This window comes from Acidaminobacter sp. (assembly GCF_030247605.1).
GTDB lineage: Bacteria > Bacillota > Clostridia > Peptostreptococcales > Acidaminobacteraceae > Acidaminobacter.
On sequence record NZ_JAOTSB010000021.1, the window covers coordinates 1 to 17,639 of the forward strand.

Consider the following 17,639-nt stretch of genomic DNA (forward strand, 5'->3'; position numbering starts at 1 on the left):
ACTGGATGCCTCGCGCTTGACATAGAACAAAGCTTCCTTCATTCTCCCACCACCTAATGATCTCTAGACCGACCCTCAGCTCATCTGTCTGGAGAGGCCTATTTCCTCCAGAAGACGCGGTATGACTTGCTTTTTTCGGGAAAGCAGTTCCGGAACAAACACACCCTGAACTTCATCCACCTCAAAACTCTTGGTGATAAGCCCTGAAATGTTGGATTTATAATACAGACACGACCCCTGGCTAAGGAGATCCGTCGCCATAAAGACGGTCGCATCAAAGCCCTGCTCCTTATGAGTTTTCTGAACCATTTCAAGAACAGCCTCTCTGCGGTCCTCAACTTCTTCCAGACCATAGGTGAAAATCTGCGAAACACCTACCGACGTGTCGGCATCTCTGAAAATTTTAAAATCCTTAAAGAAAATGCCTTCTATGGTTTGTCCTTCAAGAGAAGTCCCTGATTTCAACAGCGCTTTTGCATAGTCTTCCATATTAAAACCGCTTTCTATCAGCGAGGTCAGCCAAGCCGCCATAATGCGGTCTTCCTCTGTTGTTGTAGGCGATTGAAAGTTCAGTGTATCTGAAATGATGCCCGACAGAAGGATGCCGGCAATGTTTGAAGGCGGCGCGATCCCCTCTTCTCGAATCAAATCCCCCACGAGAGTACAAGTGCTTCCAACTGGTCTGCAGACGAACGTCAGCGGGCGGTTGGTGACGACATCACCGAGCTTGTGATGGTCGACAATGGCGAGAATTTCAGCTTCCTTCAGGCCGTCTACACTCTGGGCGTACTCGTTGTGGTCTACCAGAATGACGAGATGCTTGTTGGGCCTCAGCAAATGTCTTCGCGAAAGAAATCCCACATAGCGTCCGGAGGCGTCCGTTACAGGAAAGGTTGTGTGACGGCTGCCCGCCATGACTTCCCGGGCTTCCGAGACATCGTCATGCTCATAAAAACTCGTCAGATTTTCTCTGACCATGATCTCTGACACCGGCGCGCAAGACGCAATGAGACGGGCAGTCTTTAAAGTATCGTAAGGCGTTCTGATCATGCAGACATCCGATTCTCTGGCATGCCTTAGGATTTTCCCTGGGATGGTGAGTCCTCCGGTAACTATAATGAGGGCCGCCTTTTGTCGGACTGCATGTTCGAGCACATCATACCGGTCGCCAACGATCACAATGGTCGATTCATCAATGCTTGAGCGATCAATCAGCGTATCTTTATAGAATGCGGCGACCAGCACCCTGCCCTCAATGCTGGTGCAGGAAGCGTGGAGAATCTGAGCCTCCAGGCCATCCACCATATTGGCAAGCGTGGTTTTCAGCAGGTCGCCCTTCCAGTTGAAAAAACCCATGGCAATATCTTTCATGGTGACTATCCCAGACAGTTTTCCGTCCGGCTCAGTGACAGCCAAGGCCTTGGCAGAAGCATCCCCCAGGTTTCTATAGGCCGTCAGTATGGAATCTTGAGGCGACAAAGGCGCATGCCTGTCAAATTCCAAATGCCTGACATCCGGACGCACTTCTCTCAGCAGCGGCGGAAGCTCAATGCCAAATTGAGTCAAGGCAAAGCGCGATTCAGACGCCGCCTCCCCCAACCTGAACGCTATAGCTTCATGGCCCTGGGCACGTTTAAACCAGGCCATGGCAATGGCAGACGCTATAGAATCCGTATCCGGATTTTTATGTCCAAAAACATGGATCAAAATGACACCTCTTTTCATTTCATCTCAGTGTGTAGATCAGACTGATCTCGTCAATCACGCCGGCGCGCACTTCGAAAAATAACGCATATTCGCCCTGCGTCCCATGATCATAGATGTAATCCATATTCCCCGGATCGGTTTCTTCGTTTGGAACTGGCTCTGCTTCAGGATACTTCAGCATCAGAAGCGTAAGCGACTCCCCAACGTTAATTCCCCTGGAAGTACTGAAGCGCGGATCCTTGGAGATCACCGAAGAGAGCCAGAACTTTTCACCGCCTGAAGGCGCGAACAGACTGACTTGGGACTTATTGAAAGTAAAGGTCCGAATAGTCGACCCAATAAATGTGTCAGCGCCAATACCCAGGATAGACTCCTCAATTTTCTCGGGTTTACCAAAAATGCTGAGAAGTTCTTCATCTTCGAAAGCTGTCCTTAGCGGCAGCTTAACCGTACCGTAGTTCAACGTGAACTCCCTTTCGAGTATGAGGGATTTAGTGTGTTCATAAATTTCGACACCGCCTGAAGCCCCTGTATTCGTCACCACAATTGAAGGCGCCGGGACTGCACTGGCGAGTCCGTTGACAATGGTTTCCCACGTTAACGACTCATAGACAGGCGTCATAATCATTTTGATGTCCGGACTGATCAGGTTTGGACCGGCATAAAGCAGTTGTGATTCTTCCAGCCACAGCGACACATGAAGTTCCTCAAGAGATCCGTCCTGTCTGAAGCACAAGGGCTGCAGAAGCTTGTCAGCGAAATTCAGACCTTGCTCGTTAGGACGGAACACACTGACGTCTTTGAGTCCCTCATTCACACTGACTGCTTCGAGTACAAACACTTCAGCCCCTTCATTTTGATAAAATTGACAGACAGGCTGTCTCGACATGATCCTTCCTGTCCAGAGCACCTGGTTCACTTTGGCATTGAAATACTCCTCAATCAGCGCATTCAAGCGCTCTGCCTGATCCAAATTGTCAGGCGGGTCAATGACGCCAATACCGGATTCGCTCTCAACAAGCAATCCGTTTTTTGAGGCTTCCTTCCGGTAGGCTGTGTAGACCCAGATATCCTCCGTTTGTCTGCGAATGATCAGGTCGCCCTCCACATTGTTGATGACATCCAGAGAAGTCAGGTCAGGCTGCGGGGGCTCAGCAGACATACAGGCGCTCAGCAATAAAGTCAGGATTAGAACTGTGAGTAATCTTGATAAACGCGCCATTTGTCCACCTCGCTTCTTTTTAGCCAATCCTTGCGGCAAGCTGTTGATTTATTATACCATTTGAATGGGCATTGAACGATGCCATTTTCATTTGTGCTTATTTTTTAGAGAAAATTTAACAAAAGGGAAGTGACGCTGATGCGGCGAAGGTTTTAAACCGACCCATGCCGCACCAATCTCACTTCCCTTATCTATACAAAACTATCTTTCTCTTCTGTTTAGTTCCTGAAGCACCTCTTCAACTGCAACGCCTTTTTCCCTCATCAGCACAAGGCTGTGGAAAAGCAGATCTGTCAGTTCCCCTACCAACTCAGGCCTATTCTCGTTTTTTGAAGCAATGATGACCTCTGCCGCCTCTTCACCTACTTTTTTGAGAATTTTGTCGAGGCCTTTGTCAAAGAGATAAGTCGTATAAGACCCTTCAGGTCGTTCTTTATAACGCCCGTCAATGACCTTCACAAGCTTAGCTACGCCTGTTCCAATTTTGCTGATTTCCCCAAGGGTCTCAAAACAGCTCTCCGCACCGGTGTGGCATGTCGGCCCCGCCGGATTCGCCAGGACCAGCAGCGCGTCTGCATCACAGTCTTCAGATATGGAAACCACCTCAAGGACATTGCCGCTGCTTTCACCCTTCTTCCAGAGTCGGGAACGACTTCTGGAGTAGAACCAGACAACCCCTTCCTCCCGGGTTCTGCCTAACGCTTCTTCATTCATGTATCCGAGCATCAGCACCTTCCCGGTGGCTGCATTCTGTATAATTGCAGGGATCAACCCCTGTTCGTCAAATTTTAATGGCTTCATGGTCTAATTTCCTCCCTGTTCTGCAGCTCCTGCAGCTTCTGCAGCTCCTGCAGCTGCTCTGTCAAACCTATGGTCCAGTGGCCTGACCGCAACACCGTGACTCAGCAGATAACTTTTAAGATCCCCTATGGAAATGTCCCCATAGTGGAAAACCGATGCTGCCAGGATGCCATCAACATCCGCTACACGGGCGGCTTCCTCAAAATGTTCCAGGGCGCCTGCGCCGCCGGAGGCTATGACTGGGACATTAACCGCGGCAGTGACTTGCTTCAGGAACTCGACATCATAGCCTTTTCTGACGCCATCCTGGTCAATGGAGTTCACCACGACTTCTCCTGCCCCTAGCGCCACACCCTGCTTGATCCATTCCAAAGCAGACATGCCCGTGGTTTCCCGGCCGCCTTTGACGACGACTTCCCAACGGTCCGGACCCACTTTACTGACGTCCACCGAGAGCACCACGCACTGGGCACCAAATTTCAAAGCCGCTTCACGGATCAGCTCCGGCCGGCGAACAGCAGCGGTGTTGACCGACACTTTGTCCGCGCCTGCCATCAATACACGAGTGAAATCCTCAACCGTCGCAATGCCGCCCCCTACTGTCAAAGGGATATTGACCACTTTCGAAACCCTTCGAACCACCTCGTCAAAGATCCCACGGTCTTCAGCACTGGCAGTAATATCGTAAAAAACCAGTTCATCCGCGCCTTCCCTGCAATAACGGTCCGCGAGCACCACCGGATCCTCGACGTCTTCTATGGCCTGAAACCGCTTGCCTTTGACGACGCGGCCCTGACGGACGTCGAGGCATGGAATGATTCTCTTTGCCAGCATGCTTACACCTCCTCGCAGCGCCGTATTTCCAGCGCGCCTTCGTAAATGGCTTTTCCGACTATAGCGTCCTCAACGCCGACTGCTTTGAGCGCCTCCAGATCTTCCAGCTTGGAGATGCCGCCGGAGCCAATCAGAATGCCAAAGTAGACCTCCCGCATCTTTCTGTAAGCTTCCACATTGGGGCCCTGCATGGCGCCGTCACGGGCTATATCCGTGTGGACAACCGCTGCGACACCCAGCCGCTGTGCCTTTTCCGCCAGCTCAACCGCTGTGATCTTCTCTGTGTCCAGCCAGCCGCGGGTCGCCACATAACCGTCACGGGCATCGATCGACAACACTATCTTGTCGCCGTATCGCGCCAGCACCGCTTCGAGAAAAGGTGTATCCAAAGCTCCGGAAGTTCCCAAAATAGCCTTATCCGCCCCCGCCTCAAACACTGCCTCGAGGTCTTCCATGGTGCGAATGCCGCCGCCAAATTGCACCGGTACGCCAGACGCCGCCTTAATGCCGCGAATCAGGGCTTTCATGTCTTCGGTAATACAGCCTTCCACGCTGCCGTCGAGATTGACGACATGAAGGCGCTGTGCGCCCTTTTCCTTCAAATCCTTTGCGACAGCCACAGGGTCCGCATTGTAGACCGTCTTCTGGCCAAAATCACCTTGAAACAGCCGGACGCAGGCGCCGCCGCTGATATCTATTGCAGGATAAATTCTCATTGTGTACCTCCCATCAAGACCGCCAGGACCTGACGGATTAAAAATTCTCCAACAGCACCGCTCTTTTCAGGGTGGAACTGCATGCCGACAATGCTGCCTTTTCGAATGAGTCCAGGCACAGCGACGCCGTACGGACTGGAGAGAATGATGTCCCGGGCGTCGCCACCCGACAGGTAATACGAGTGCACATAATAGGCGTAGGCGTCTTCCGGGAGACCATCGGCCACCGGATCCTGGCGCTCTTTAACCAGCCTGTTCCAGCCCATGTGGGGCACTTTGAGGCCCATGTTCTCATCAAACTTCACAAAACGGCCCTTCAGGAGTCCAAGGCCCTCCCAGTCGCCGTCCTCCTCACTGGCTTCGAACATCAGCTGCATGCCCAGGCAGATGCCCAGAAGGGGCCGCCCTTCCCTGACGCGCTGCTGAATCACCTGGTCAATGCCGGTGTTCCTGAGCTTGTCAATGGCGTCCTTAAACGCCCCCACGCCGGGCAAAATGGAGAGCTCGGCATTTAGAATGACATCGTGATCCGCCGTGAGAACCGCCGGAATTTCCAGACGCTCAAAAGCGTTAATCAGATTTTGAATATTGCCCACGCCATAATCGATAATGGCGATTGGCTTTCGGGGTGTTGCTGCTTGATCATTCATGCTCCTGCCTCCAACTCTTTAATCTAACATACCCTTGGTGGACGGCACACTGGTGTCGCCTTCCTGAACCGCGGCCGCGTCTTTCAGCGCCAGGGCAAAGGCCTTGAACTGAGCCTCCACCATATGATGTGTGTTGCCCGGCGTCAATATCCTGAAGTGCAGGCACATACCGGCTTTGTCCGCAAGGCCCTTGAAAAATTCCCGGATGCTTTCCGTGGCGAGAGTCCCCAGCATTTGAGACGGATAGACCGCATCATAGCCTAAATAAGCGCGTCCGCTGAGATCAATGGCACACAGGGCAAGGACCTCGTCCATAGGCACTATGCGGTCTGCAAAACGCTGAATGCCCGCCTTGCTGCCAAGAGCCTCCTTCAGGGCCATGCCAAAGGCCATGCCCACGTCTTCAGCGGTATGGTGGCAGTCCACCTCCAGATCCCCCTTGACCTCGATCATCAGGTTCATCCGTCCGTGCTTGGCGATCTGGTAGAGCATATGGTCGAGAAATGGCAGCCCCGTGTCAATCTTCGAGGGCGCCTGTGAGTCCAGGGTCAGTTTCAATTGGATTTTCGTTTCAGATGTATCTCGCTTGACTTCGCCTACTCGCATGAAGCCATGACCTCCTTCAGGATGCTGAGGACAGCATCATTATTCTCTTTTTTGCCGATGGTAACTCGAAAGTACGCCCCAAGGCCGCTTTGCTCCCCGAAAAACCGGAGACTGAAGCCTCTTGACTCAAAAGCGCTTTGGATTCGGGATACCCATTCCGGCTTCGTTCGAATCAAGATAAAATTAGTTTCAGACGCCAGCGGCTCCATACCGCGGATCTGACGAAGCATGCTGAAGACTCTGTCGCGTTCTGCGCGAATCAGGGCAACCTGCGCCTCCATAACAGACGGATTTTTTAGTGCGAAAGCACCCAGCGCCTGAGACACCGCCGTCACGTTGTAGGGCATCCTTACCCGGTTGAGCGCAGCGGCGTTTGACTCTGATGTCATTGCATAGCCCACTCTCAGCGCTGCGAGACCAAAGGCTTTGGACAAAGTTCTGAGAAGGATCAGCTTGTCCTGATATTGGGGAAGCTTCTTAATGAAGGAAGCCAGCCCAAATTCGGTATAGGCTTCATCTAGGACGACCATGCCGGGCGACTTTTCAATTACCTTTTCAATGAAAGACGCCGTCAGTCTCTCTCCGGTAGGATTGTTGGGATTGCAGAGGAACACCAGGCTGGGCTGTTCTTTTTCCAGACGTGCCATAAATGCCGCCTGGTTCAGGTTCAGAGCTTCATCCGGCAAGGTTTCAATATAGACTGCTTTTCTGATCTCCGCCATCACGCGGTATTCAACAAAAGTCGGACCATGGGACAAAACTTTTTCTCCGGGTAGGACGAACGCCTCAACGCACATTTTGATGAGCTCATCTGATCCGTTGCCGCAGACAATACCCTCCAGGGGCCATCCGGTGTAAGCACTGACAGCCTGCCGGAGTTCAAGGGCTTCTTCATCCGGGTACTCATTGAGTCTGAGTCCGCCAATAGCAGCCGCAAGGTCATCGAGACGACGCTCGTAGGGGTTTTCATTGGCATGAAGGCGGATCATGGCTTCAGATTCTTTCTCTTCGTGACTGACGCCGCGTGTGCGTCCAGGCCTTCGAGCCGCGCGAAGTGCTCGACATCTGAAGCTTCCTTCATAAAGGCCTCTTGGGTGTATTCGAGATACGAGAACCGGGTCATAAAGTCATAGACGCCCAGGGGTGATGAAAATCTCGCCGTACCATTGGTCGGCAGTGTGTGGTTCGTGCCTGCGTAATAGTCGCCCAGCGCTTCCGGCGTGTAGCTGCCCAGGAAGACAGACCCCGCGTAGTTCACTTTATCGAGCAGCGCGCGAGGATTTTCCACCATCAGCTCAAGGTGTTCAGGGGCTATGACATCAGAGACACGGCAAGCATCTTCAAGATCATCGCAAAGCACCACCAACAGATTGGCCGCTGAAACTGAAGCAATGTCTCGTTTAGGCAGGGTCTCAAGCTGCCTGTCGAGAGCTGCTTTCAACCTCTCCGGCAAACTCTCGTCCGTGGTCAGAACCACGAGGCCGGCACGCTCGTCGTGCTCTGCCTGCGCCAGAAGATCCGCCGCCACCAGTTCAGGGTCCGCGGTCTGATCTGCAATGATCAGGACCTCACTTGGTCCGGCAATCATATCTATGGCAATCTGACCGCTGACCTGACGCTTGGCTTCTGCCACATACTGGTTGCCTGGCCCTGCGATTTTATCACAAGGCGCTATGGTTTCTGTCCCGTTGGCGCAGGCCGCGACAGCTTGAGCGCCACCAACAGCGTAAATTTCTTTGATGCCCAGAATCCCGGCCGCCGCGAGCACGTAAGGATTCACAGAACCATCTTTGGACGGCGGTGTGAAAATGGCAATCTCAGGGACACCCGCCACTTGGGCAGGAATTGCGTTCATCAGCACGGTGGAAGGATAGGCAGCCTTGCCGCCCGGAATATAGAGCCCCACGCGTCTGAGCGGCACAATGCGCTGCCCCAGGGAGACGCCTGGTCTTGGCTGGATCTCATAGCCCTTTTCGAGCTGTTTTTCGTGATAGGTCCTGAGGTGCTCCACAGCTGTCCTGAGAACCCTGAGATCCTCCTGGGTGACTTGATCCCGCATAGCGGCTTTCATGGTCTCGTCTGAAATGCGGAGGCTTTGGAGCTTGACGCCGTCGAGTTTCTCGGTCCACGCCATCAAGGCCGCATCTCCGCGTGCTTTGACATCCGCAATGATCTTGCTGACGGAATCCCTGACCTCTTCTGAGGTTTCTGTCGTTCTGCGTACAATCGCCGCGATGGATGCGGTTGAAGTCGCTTTATCGTATTTTATGCTGTTCATTTGCTAGTTCCCCTTTTCTCCGCGGCCTCGAGATCGTTTAAGAGATCCATCATTCGTTCGTTCATCAGCTTGAAGGAGACCCGGTTGGCAATCAATACAGAGGAGATCTGTCCAACGGTCTCAAGGACAACCAGATCGTTTTCTTCCAGTGTTTTTCCGGTCTCGACAATGTCGAGGATACAATCGGCCAAATTCACTATGGGTGCCAGCTCTACCGAGCCGGACAGGAACAGGATCTCACCCTTGATGCCCTTCTCTTCGAGCACATCCCTCGCCCGTTTAGGGTATTTTGTGGCCACGCGCACAAAACTGCGGTCCGACAGTTTGAACCCCCTGAAGCCGGCTATACACATACGGCATCTGCCTATTGGGAGATACCTGAGCTCATAGCCGTCAAAGCTCCGTTCGTACAAAATATCATTCCCGAGTACACCCAGATCAGCGGCAGCTCTTTCCACATAAGTCGTGACATCATCTGCTTTGACTGAAATCAGGCTGATCCTTCCCGAGGTATCCACGTGCTCGAGCTTGCGGTTGTTAAGATCTGCGAACTCATAACCCGCTTCTTTGAGGAGCGCGATCAGCTGCTCTTTGACCCGCCCTTTTGAGACGGCAATTTTAAGTGGTTTCATGGATTTGACTCCTCCTTTTCCCGTTGATTTCGAGCTGGTTCAGCAGCTTCTGAACGTTGCTTCTGCGGCTTTCATTCATGCGCTGATCGAAAACCACAGCGTCTTCACCTTCAACGGACAACACAAATTTTGCAGATTTGCACTCCGGCTGTTCAAAAGTGTCACTGATGCTGGTTCTGAGTTTAACCAGCACGACACTGTAATCCCTGTCTCTCAGGGCGGCTGCGATCTGCAGGGCATCGCCCGGATCATCTGTATCACAGAGGACTGCGTAGTCGAACTGCGCAGGGACGTTGAGCGGTGTGTGCATAGTTTTCATCCACTCCACCACATTGGCTGTGTTGAAGGAGATGCCGCAAGCCACTTCGACGCCATTCATGCCGTCATATCGTCCCCCGGTGACGAGGGCTTTGCCTGTGCGCTGGCTGAAAATCCTGTAGATGTTCCCGGAATAATATCTGAATTCGTTGCCGCCCTGACTCAGATCCAACTGAATTTTTGTCAGACCGAGATTTTCCAGGAGCTTGTACAAGGATTTCAGAGCGCTCAGCTCTGCCTGGCAGGCATCGCCGAAACGAGTCGAGGATGCTTTAGTAAAGACTGCTTTAAAATCGCCGAACAGTCCCGGAAGCTGGCTCAGGAAGAGACTTTCGTCTTCAGGGAGCTCAGAGCCCTCCAGAAAAGCGCTAAGCGCAGTCAGTCTCTTTTCTTCAATCAGGTTCATCATGGTCTCTACCGCTTCCGGAGACAATTCCACCATTTCTGAAATCGCTCTGAAGAAGCTGGAGTTTCCAATTTCAAAGCGCAGGTCAGAAATTGGGATCCCCACCGTTTCGAGGACGTCCAGCGCCAGTCGGATGACCTCAACATCTCCTGCCGGGCCCAGGTCGGCATAATTTTCGCAGCCGAGCTGAAGGATCTCGTCAATGCCGCCGCCCTGACTATACCGAAAGACCTTTGAATTATAGGAAATTCGTCTGAGGGGCGTCCCTTCCGGAAGCTTCAGGGTCATGGAGGCACAGCTCATGGTGTTGTCAATTTTCAGGCATCCTATGGCACCGGAAGGCTCAATCAGCTTCACCAGCCTTTTCGTCAAGGCAGGGGGAAGATCCTGGTAGCGCGACCAGTCCTCAATGGCCGGCGGATCAATCTCATCATAGCCATAAAGTCTTGACCACTTTCTGAAGCTGGCGGTCAAAGTTCTCAAATATGCGTAGTCTTCATACAGATAGTGCATAAATCTCATAGTTACGCCTCCTCGCGAAAATAAAAAAGCCACCCGGAAACCGGGTGGCAGTTTGTTGATTCAATCTCACCACCGCGGACGCTCAATCGTATTAAACGACGAATAGAGCTTGCAACGCGCGGTGTCTTAAACCTGCATACAAACTCTAGAACGTATGATGATGATGGATGCTGTTGTATGGGTTTAAAACCTGGGGTGTCATAATAATCTCTCCTGAATCTCAATTTGAATCCGGCTTAAACGTATTACTGGCGGAAAGAATAGATTACCTACCCCTCGCCTGAAGCCGGAATTTATGAATTGAATAGACTTTAACACACAATAATTATTCAGTCAACAGGCTTTTTATAATATTCTTACGATTTTGAAACAAATTCTATTCACCTAAATAGGCCTTAAGAACAACATCATTTTGCCTCAAACTTTCCGCAGTCCCTTCAACCATGATTTGACCTGTCTCAATCAGGTAACCTCGGTCTGCAATTTTCAGGACCTTGTTCGCGTTCTGCTCCACGACCAGAACCGTGATCCCTTGCTGATTCAGTTCTTTGATCAGAGAAAAACAGTAATTGACCATAATTGGCATCAAGCCCATGGATACTTCATCGATAAGCAGCAGTCTTGGCTCCAGAATCAAAGCCCGGCTGATTGCGAGGATCTGCTGTTCCCCGCCGCTCATGGTTCTTGCCAGTTGGTTCCGCCTCTCTGAAAGCTTTGGAAACATGTCATAAGCCTTCTCAAGATTTCTCTTAATTTGGGCCTTATCTTTGATTTTGTAGGCACCCATTTTTAAGTTCTCTTCAACGGACAAATCACCAAATATACGGCGACCTTCTGGAACGTATCCAATCCCCAGCTCCGCCCTCTTCCAGGCAGGATAATCTGTTATATCCTCACCTTCGTAGAACAGTTTGCCGTGTTTGATTTTGACCAGGCCCATCATGGCCTTGATCAATGTGGATTTGCCGGCGCCATTCGCACCTATGACACTCACCAATTCTCCCTGTTTAACCTCTAGGGATACTTTCTTGATAACTTCCATCTGACCATAAAAGATTTCCGCGTCCTGGAGCTTAAGCATCCTCATCATCCTCCCCTAAATAGGCTTCAATGACTTGAGGATTCTCCTGAATTTCTTTAGGCAATCCTTCCGCAATTTTTTTGCCAAAATTGAGGACCACCAGCCGGTCACTCACCTTCATTGAAATTGGCAGATTGTGCTCAATCAGCATGATCGTTGTCCCTTGCTCTTTCAAATAGAAGACCAGATCAATGACCTCGCCTATAGCGTAATTGCTGAGCCCTGCGCAAGGCTCGTCCAGCATCAGAAGCTTAGGATTGATCGCCAGCGCCCTGGCAATTTCAAGTCTTCTCAAATAACCCAGGCTGACCTCAGACGCCTTTTTATCCTTAACATCGAGGAGCTGCACGCGCTCTAAAATTTCCAGCGCCTGGTCCACCACCACGGGAGAATGACTTTTCGCGAACAGGTGTTTAAAACCTTTATTGTACTCTATGCCCAAAGCTGCGACGACATTATCCAGCAAAGAAATGTCCCTGAGGGGTTTGGAAATCTGGAACGTACGGGCGACACCCATCCTCGCTATTTCAAATGGTTTCTTCCCCTGGATCTCTTGTCCGTTTAAGAGAATTTTTCCCTCGGTAGGCTCGTAAACGCCACAAATGCAGTTAAACATTGTCGTTTTCCCAGCGCCATTCGGACCAATGACTCCTAAAGTTTCTTTCTCCTTAAGGTTAAGATCAATGCCATCTATGGCTTTCAGCCCGCCAAAATACATTTTTAAACCTTTAACGGTCAGCATGTCCCCCATATCAGCTCACCACACTTTTCTTGCGCCCTTTGCCAAACAGCGCTTCGAATTTATTGACCAGAAAACTGCCGTTCCCAACGATGCCCTGGGGTTGAAACAGCATCATCAAAACCAGGAGTCCTCCATAGACAATCATACGGTAATCCGAAATGAATCGAAACAGTTCCGGTGCTATCCCCAAAATGATTGCGCCTACAATCGGTCCGCGAATGGTCCCAATTCCGCCTATGACCACCATGGATAAAATCGAGATCGATACGAGAAACGCAAAATCGCTGGAGTAGATAAAGGTCATGTAATGGGCGTAAACGCCGCCAGCCAAGCCGGCTACCGCTGTTCCAACCGCAAAGGCGAGCACTTTGAATTTTACAATATTGACGCCGAGAGAGGAGGCTGCCGCCTCATCATTTCTTATACTTGCCAGCGCCAAGCCAAACCATGACTTTTCGATGATTCTCATGAATATGACCATGGCGGCAATCAGTGCGCCTACAAGGATCAAAAACATCAGATTATCCATTTTGACACCAAACAGACTCGGCTTGGAGACAGACATTCCGAGTGAAGCGCCAAAGATTGGCGCATACTGGAAAATGGCAACAACAACAAAGTTTATGCCTATAGTCGTAATCGCCAAAAAATCCTCCTTGACACGCATGCTGGCAAGCCCGAGCAACGCGCCGATCAACCCTGTCACAACGAACGCTATGGGAAGACTCAGCCAGAAATTCACTCCAAGAGTACTGGTCAGCACTGCCGAGGTATAAGCACCAATCCCGAAAAATGCCGCGTGCCCAATAGATGACTGTCCGGCATAACCCGCTATAATGTTTAGGCTGAGTGCCAGGAGCACAAAGATCCCAATATTTGTAGCCACCACTATTGCATACATACAGTCACCCCCTAAATTGAATTTTTTCTGCTGATCAGACCTGTTGGTTTTACAAGCAAGATTGTGATTAAGACAAGGAAGGCTATCGCGTCTCTAGGTATGACAGATCCGACGTAAGCAGAGATTAAAGTTTCTGAAAGTCCAATAACAAGTCCGGCGGCAATGGTGCCAATTGGATTTCCAAGTCCGCCTAAAACGATAATGGCAAGCATTTTATACGACGGAATGTCTCCCATGGTTGGATAGATAGAGCTATAGAGTACACCTATCATCATCCCCGCTGCGGATGCAAAACCATACCCCATAATATAACTCAATGCCATGACCTTCTGGATGTTGACTCCCATGGTTTCGGCGATTTCCGAATCCCCTGCCGTGGCGCGCCATGCAAGTCCAAGCTTGGTTTTATTTAAAACGAACCAAAGCAGCGAGAGTAAAATCGCCGTCATGATAATGATCAAAATCCATTCAGGATTAATGACAATTCTTCCGAGTTTAATGACCGAAAATGGCAGAATTACACCAAAATCCTTAATTTCCGGACCGACCAGCAGTCTTATAAAGTCCCCGGTAAAAATGAAAATCCCTACACTGGTAATCAACGGAACTATAGGAATGATATTAGGCTTGTTGAGTATGGGCGTATAAATGAACTTTTGAATGAGAACACCAATTGCGCCTGTGAGGGCCATTGACAGAAAAAAGGCGACGGCCAGATTGCCGGTAGTTGCGTAAATTACCCAGCCGAGGTACGCACCGACCACATACGCCGCAGCATTCGCAATATCCAGAATGCGTAAAATCCCGTAGATTAATGTCCCGCCCATTGCAGTCAAGGCATAGACACAACCAATCATGAAACCGTTTATGATTTGTTGAAGCAGCAAGGATATCACATCCTTTCGAAAAATGTGGTCTGTTTGCTGAAGGCCCGCCAAGGGCGCGCCTTCAGTCACCTATCGATCATATTGTCCAGTTGTGGTGTTTCCTCGCCACTAGTCTCTGATAATTGCGTCATCCGTAATTTCGTTGTAGTAGTGGAATTCGCCGTCCTTGACAATCTGAATCTGTACCGGCTTGACCGCAACCCTGGATGGTGCATATTCAATCAATCTGCCTGTGACTGTTTCAAAGTCTTTCAAGCCTTTGATGGCATCTCTCATAGCGACGGGATCAGTGCCAACTTCAGCGATAACCTTAAATAAAGTTTCAAAGGCGTCATAAGTAGAAGCGCCGACCATGTCTGGCTGCATATTGTACGCCGCTTTATAGCCTGCAATGTAATTCTTGACTGCATCACTTTCGCTGTCTCTGTTCATGTTAGTTGTAATGATGACACCTTCAGCGTCTTCCTTCGCAACTTCCAGGAACTGATATGAGTCAATGCCCTCTGTTCCAAGAATTTGAACATCCAGACCGAGGCGCTTGGATTGTCTCGCAATCTCAGTTCCGTGAGAAGGATAGCATGCAATGTAAAGCAGGTCCGGTTTTACGGTTTCCTTAATTTTTGTCAGCACCGGAGAAAACTCTGTTTCAGGCATTCCAAAAGTATCCATTGACACTATTTCTGCGCCGTTTGCTTCGGCATAAGCAGTGAAAGCCTCAGATAAGGTTTTTCCAAAGTCAATGTCTACAGCCAGAATAGAAATCCTCTTAGCACCCAGCATATCCACAGCTACAACGCCGCCAGCGCGACCTTGTACGGATCCTGAAAAGGACTGCGAGAAGACGAAGTCACCTGAACCGGTGACATCCGGGTGAATCGCGTAGGCAGACAGCATAGGCATACCGGCTTCTTGGAAAATAGGTGCTGCAACACGAGTCGGTCCGCTGTAGCTGCCGCTGACTACAGCGACGACGTTGTCTTTGGTTGTAAGTTTTTGCGCGATGTTGACTGCTTGCTTAGTGTCCAAGCCATCATCATACTTGACGAGTTCGACAGGTCTTCCATTGATTCCGCCGCCGTCATTAATAAGCTTGACGGCAAGTTCTGCTGACTGTGTCGCACTTTTGCCATCCGACGCTGCAGCACCAGTTACCGGCGCAAAAAAGCCAATTCTGATTGGTTCCGAGCTTTCAGCAGGTGCTGCAGGCTCACTGCTCGGTTCTTCTGCTGCCGGTGTTTCCGCGGGCTGAGAGCATCCAAACATCGAGATCCCAAGTATGATGACCAGCGAGACCAAGAGCCAAACTTTTAATCCTTTTTTCATAATCGTTCCTCCCCAATCCTAATTGAATAGTTGCATATAGTTCTAATGCAATTTATATGCCATGTTGTTTCTATTTCCAAACAAGTGCAACAATCGGGGAAAATGAGAAGGTGAGGTAACTTTCGCAAAAAACAGAAAGCATCGCATAACGTATATTTTTTATACGCTACAGCGATGCAAAGGGTAATCTCAACAATAAAATTTATACGCTCCGCGTACAATTTTTATACGATAATGGTCCAGTCTTCTACGGCCGTTCTATGCCAAGACGTTTCATTCTGTAAATCAGACTTTGCCGGATGATCCCCAGATCCTTCGAGGCGGCTGTTAGATTCCCGTTTCGTCGCCTCAATGCCATTTGGATGATAGAGCGCTCAAGATTGCCGAGTGCCTCATTCAAGTCCGGGGATGCTTCAATATATGGTTCTGTCACCATCTCTGAAAATCTGTGTCTCAGATGATCAGGCAAGTGACCAACCTCAAGAATTGTATCTGATTCCTCGGCCCGCACCATTAAATTTTCGACTACATGCTCCAGTTCCCTTATATTCCCCGGCCATGAATAGGATTGAAACGCTGCGCTCAGTTCCTCCGACACATTACTGATTGTTCTTCCGACTGCGCTGTTGTATTTCTTGATGTAATGGTGTATCAGGCTCTTTAATTCATCCTTCTTTTCTCTCAATGGAAGCAAGTAAAGACTTAAGCCTGCCACCCGAAAATATAAATCCTGGCGAAGGTTTCCGTCTCTTATTGATATTTCGGGATCCACATTCATGGCGCAGATCACACGACATTTAAGCGTGATCAGATTCGTTCCGCCAACTCGGTTAAATTTCCGTTCTTGCAGCACCCTGAGCAGTTTTGTCTGCATACTGATGGGCATAGAATTAAGCTCGTCCAAAAATACTGTCCCGCTTCCTGTTTCTTCAAATAAACCGGATTTATCAAGAGCGCCTGTAAAAGCGCCTTTCGTTGTGCCAAACAGAATACCTTCCAGCAGCGTTTCGGGAATGGCGGCACAGTTGATCCCAATAAATGGCTTCGTCCCTCTGCTGCTGTAGTTATGGATGCTTTGCGCATAGAGCTCCTTGCCGGTGCCGGTCTCCCCAATTATGAGTATGTTGGACTCCAGAACCGCCATTGCCTTGGCTTCATTCACCGTTTTTCTGGTCGTATTTCCTTCCCCAATAATATCGCTGAAAGTATAATGTGTGCCATTATTAAGCGGCGTTCGCAGAGAAGTGAAATCATGCGGCTTTGACGGAAGCATACCGGCGGCATCCTCAGCCTCTCGGGCAGCAAAAAAGCGTTTTTTCAATTCAATGGTTTCATCCAATAGCTCCCTGAGCTTAGTGTCATTTCTGCAAATTGAGAAGACACCTAATCGCTCGCCATCTTTCACAAGAGGAAAAGTACTGTAGGATGTAAAGAGCGGCCTGCCATTTTTATAGACATGAGCGCTAAAACGATCCAGCAGCGGCGCAGCACTATTGAATACCTGACGATGCTCCGACTGGGCCGGATCCTTATATCCATATGCATCCCATATGAATTTCCCAACCATTTCACTGCGGTTGCGTTCTTCAAGCTGCTCCATTGCGCGATTGTAGAGTACGATTTTTCCCTCAAAATCAGAAATAACCACACCATCATTGATTTGATCCAGCGCTGTCTCAAGACAATAACTCTTTGTGGCAGAATAATTAAAATCACTGGGCCTCTGAAGGCTGATGACCGTATGACACGGATTAGCGTCAATTATTTTTGTCACGCTAATCAGGTACTGATGCCCCTCCGGATCATGCAATGTCACCACCTGATCAACGATCAGGTCAATCTCGTATGGAAAAAATTCCTTAAACGTTCTCCCGGTCGTGTCAAAAAACGTTTTAACGGCTTGGTTCATCCATAATAGACGCTGCTTATCGTCCAGTACAATAATACCGGCTCCAAATGGCGTAAGCAATTTTCCTAATGTCTCTGCCCGCATGGCCATCCCCACTTTTTAAC

Annotated in this window: 17 protein-coding genes; all 17 read right to left on the bottom strand. The window is 50.0% G+C overall.

Annotated features, from left to right (window positions below; translation table 11 throughout):
- Positions 1–75: 75 nt before the first annotated feature.
- Entirely contained in the window at positions 76–1,707 is a 1,632-nt protein-coding gene (locus tag OEL90_RS10350; protein ID WP_300688395.1) for a putative manganese-dependent inorganic diphosphatase, read from the bottom strand.
- Between the two features lie 19 nt (positions 1,708–1,726).
- On the bottom strand, positions 1,727–2,929 hold the full coding sequence (locus OEL90_RS10355) for a hypothetical protein (protein ID WP_291401810.1): 1,203 nt from the start codon (positions 2,927–2,929) through the stop codon (positions 1,727–1,729).
- Positions 2,930–3,130: 201 nt separating this feature from the next.
- A complete protein-coding gene (gene hisIE, locus OEL90_RS10360) occupies positions 3,131–3,730 on the bottom strand; it encodes a bifunctional phosphoribosyl-AMP cyclohydrolase/phosphoribosyl-ATP diphosphatase HisIE (protein ID WP_291401807.1) in 600 nt (199 codons plus the stop codon).
- 3 nt (positions 3,731–3,733) lie between these two features.
- Positions 3,734–4,564, bottom strand: coding sequence for an imidazole glycerol phosphate synthase subunit HisF (gene hisF / locus OEL90_RS10365; protein ID WP_291401805.1), 831 nt, complete (start codon positions 4,562–4,564; stop codon positions 3,734–3,736).
- A 2-nt stretch (positions 4,565–4,566) separates the two neighbouring features.
- Positions 4,567–5,280, bottom strand: a complete 714-nt coding sequence (gene hisA, locus OEL90_RS10370) for a 1-(5-phosphoribosyl)-5-[(5-phosphoribosylamino)methylideneamino]imidazole-4-carboxamide isomerase (RefSeq protein WP_291401803.1) — start codon at positions 5,278–5,280, stop codon at positions 4,567–4,569.
- Positions 5,277–5,930 (bottom strand): imidazole glycerol phosphate synthase subunit HisH, encoded by a 654-nt coding sequence (hisH, locus tag OEL90_RS10375; RefSeq protein ID WP_291401802.1) that lies wholly within the window; start codon positions 5,928–5,930, stop codon positions 5,277–5,279. The genes hisA and hisH overlap by 4 nt, the downstream gene beginning before the upstream one ends.
- An 18-nt stretch (positions 5,931–5,948) precedes the next feature.
- A complete protein-coding gene (hisB, locus tag OEL90_RS10380; RefSeq protein WP_291401800.1) occupies positions 5,949–6,536 on the bottom strand; it encodes an imidazoleglycerol-phosphate dehydratase HisB in 588 nt (195 codons plus the stop codon).
- A complete protein-coding gene (gene hisC / locus OEL90_RS10385; RefSeq protein WP_291401798.1) occupies positions 6,527–7,525 on the bottom strand; it encodes a histidinol-phosphate transaminase in 999 nt (332 codons plus the stop codon). Before hisC ends, hisB begins: the two co-directional genes overlap by 10 nt.
- Positions 7,522–8,814 carry a histidinol dehydrogenase gene (hisD, locus tag OEL90_RS10390; protein ID WP_300688402.1) on the bottom strand — a complete coding sequence of 431 codons (1,293 nt, stop codon included), beginning with the start codon at positions 8,812–8,814 and terminating at the stop codon, positions 7,522–7,524. The genes hisC and hisD overlap by 4 nt, the downstream gene beginning before the upstream one ends.
- Positions 8,811–9,446: an ATP phosphoribosyltransferase gene (gene hisG, locus OEL90_RS10395; RefSeq protein ID WP_300688405.1), complete on the bottom strand. Its 636-nt coding sequence runs from the start codon at positions 9,444–9,446 to the stop codon at positions 8,811–8,813. Before hisG ends, hisD begins: the two co-directional genes overlap by 4 nt.
- A complete protein-coding gene (locus OEL90_RS10400) occupies positions 9,433–10,692 on the bottom strand; it encodes an ATP phosphoribosyltransferase regulatory subunit (RefSeq protein WP_291401793.1) in 1,260 nt (419 codons plus the stop codon). The genes hisG and OEL90_RS10400 overlap by 14 nt, the downstream gene beginning before the upstream one ends.
- Positions 10,693–11,068: 376 nt before the next feature.
- The gene (locus tag OEL90_RS10405) at positions 11,069–11,773 is read right to left on the bottom strand and encodes an ABC transporter ATP-binding protein (RefSeq protein ID WP_330583728.1); all 705 of its coding nucleotides are present in this window, start codon (positions 11,771–11,773) and stop codon (positions 11,069–11,071) included.
- Positions 11,766–12,515 carry an ABC transporter ATP-binding protein gene (locus tag OEL90_RS10410; protein ID WP_291401791.1) on the bottom strand — a complete coding sequence of 250 codons (750 nt, stop codon included), beginning with the start codon at positions 12,513–12,515 and terminating at the stop codon, positions 11,766–11,768. Before OEL90_RS10410 ends, OEL90_RS10405 begins: the two co-directional genes overlap by 8 nt.
- Before the next feature lie 10 nt (positions 12,516–12,525).
- Positions 12,526–13,416, bottom strand: coding sequence for a branched-chain amino acid ABC transporter permease (locus tag OEL90_RS10415; RefSeq protein WP_291401789.1), 891 nt, complete (start codon positions 13,414–13,416; stop codon positions 12,526–12,528).
- A gap of 11 nt (positions 13,417–13,427) precedes the next feature.
- Positions 13,428–14,303, bottom strand: a complete 876-nt coding sequence (locus OEL90_RS10420) for a branched-chain amino acid ABC transporter permease (protein ID WP_291401788.1) — start codon at positions 14,301–14,303, stop codon at positions 13,428–13,430.
- A 108-nt stretch (positions 14,304–14,411) separates the two neighbouring features.
- Complete coding sequence (locus OEL90_RS10425; protein ID WP_291401786.1) at positions 14,412–15,626, bottom strand: ABC transporter substrate-binding protein; 1,215 nt, start codon at positions 15,624–15,626, stop codon at positions 14,412–14,414.
- 247 nt (positions 15,627–15,873) lie between these two features.
- Positions 15,874–17,625, bottom strand: a complete 1,752-nt coding sequence (locus OEL90_RS10430) for a sigma-54 interaction domain-containing protein (RefSeq protein ID WP_300688437.1) — start codon at positions 17,623–17,625, stop codon at positions 15,874–15,876.
- Positions 17,626–17,639 lie beyond the last annotated feature (14 nt).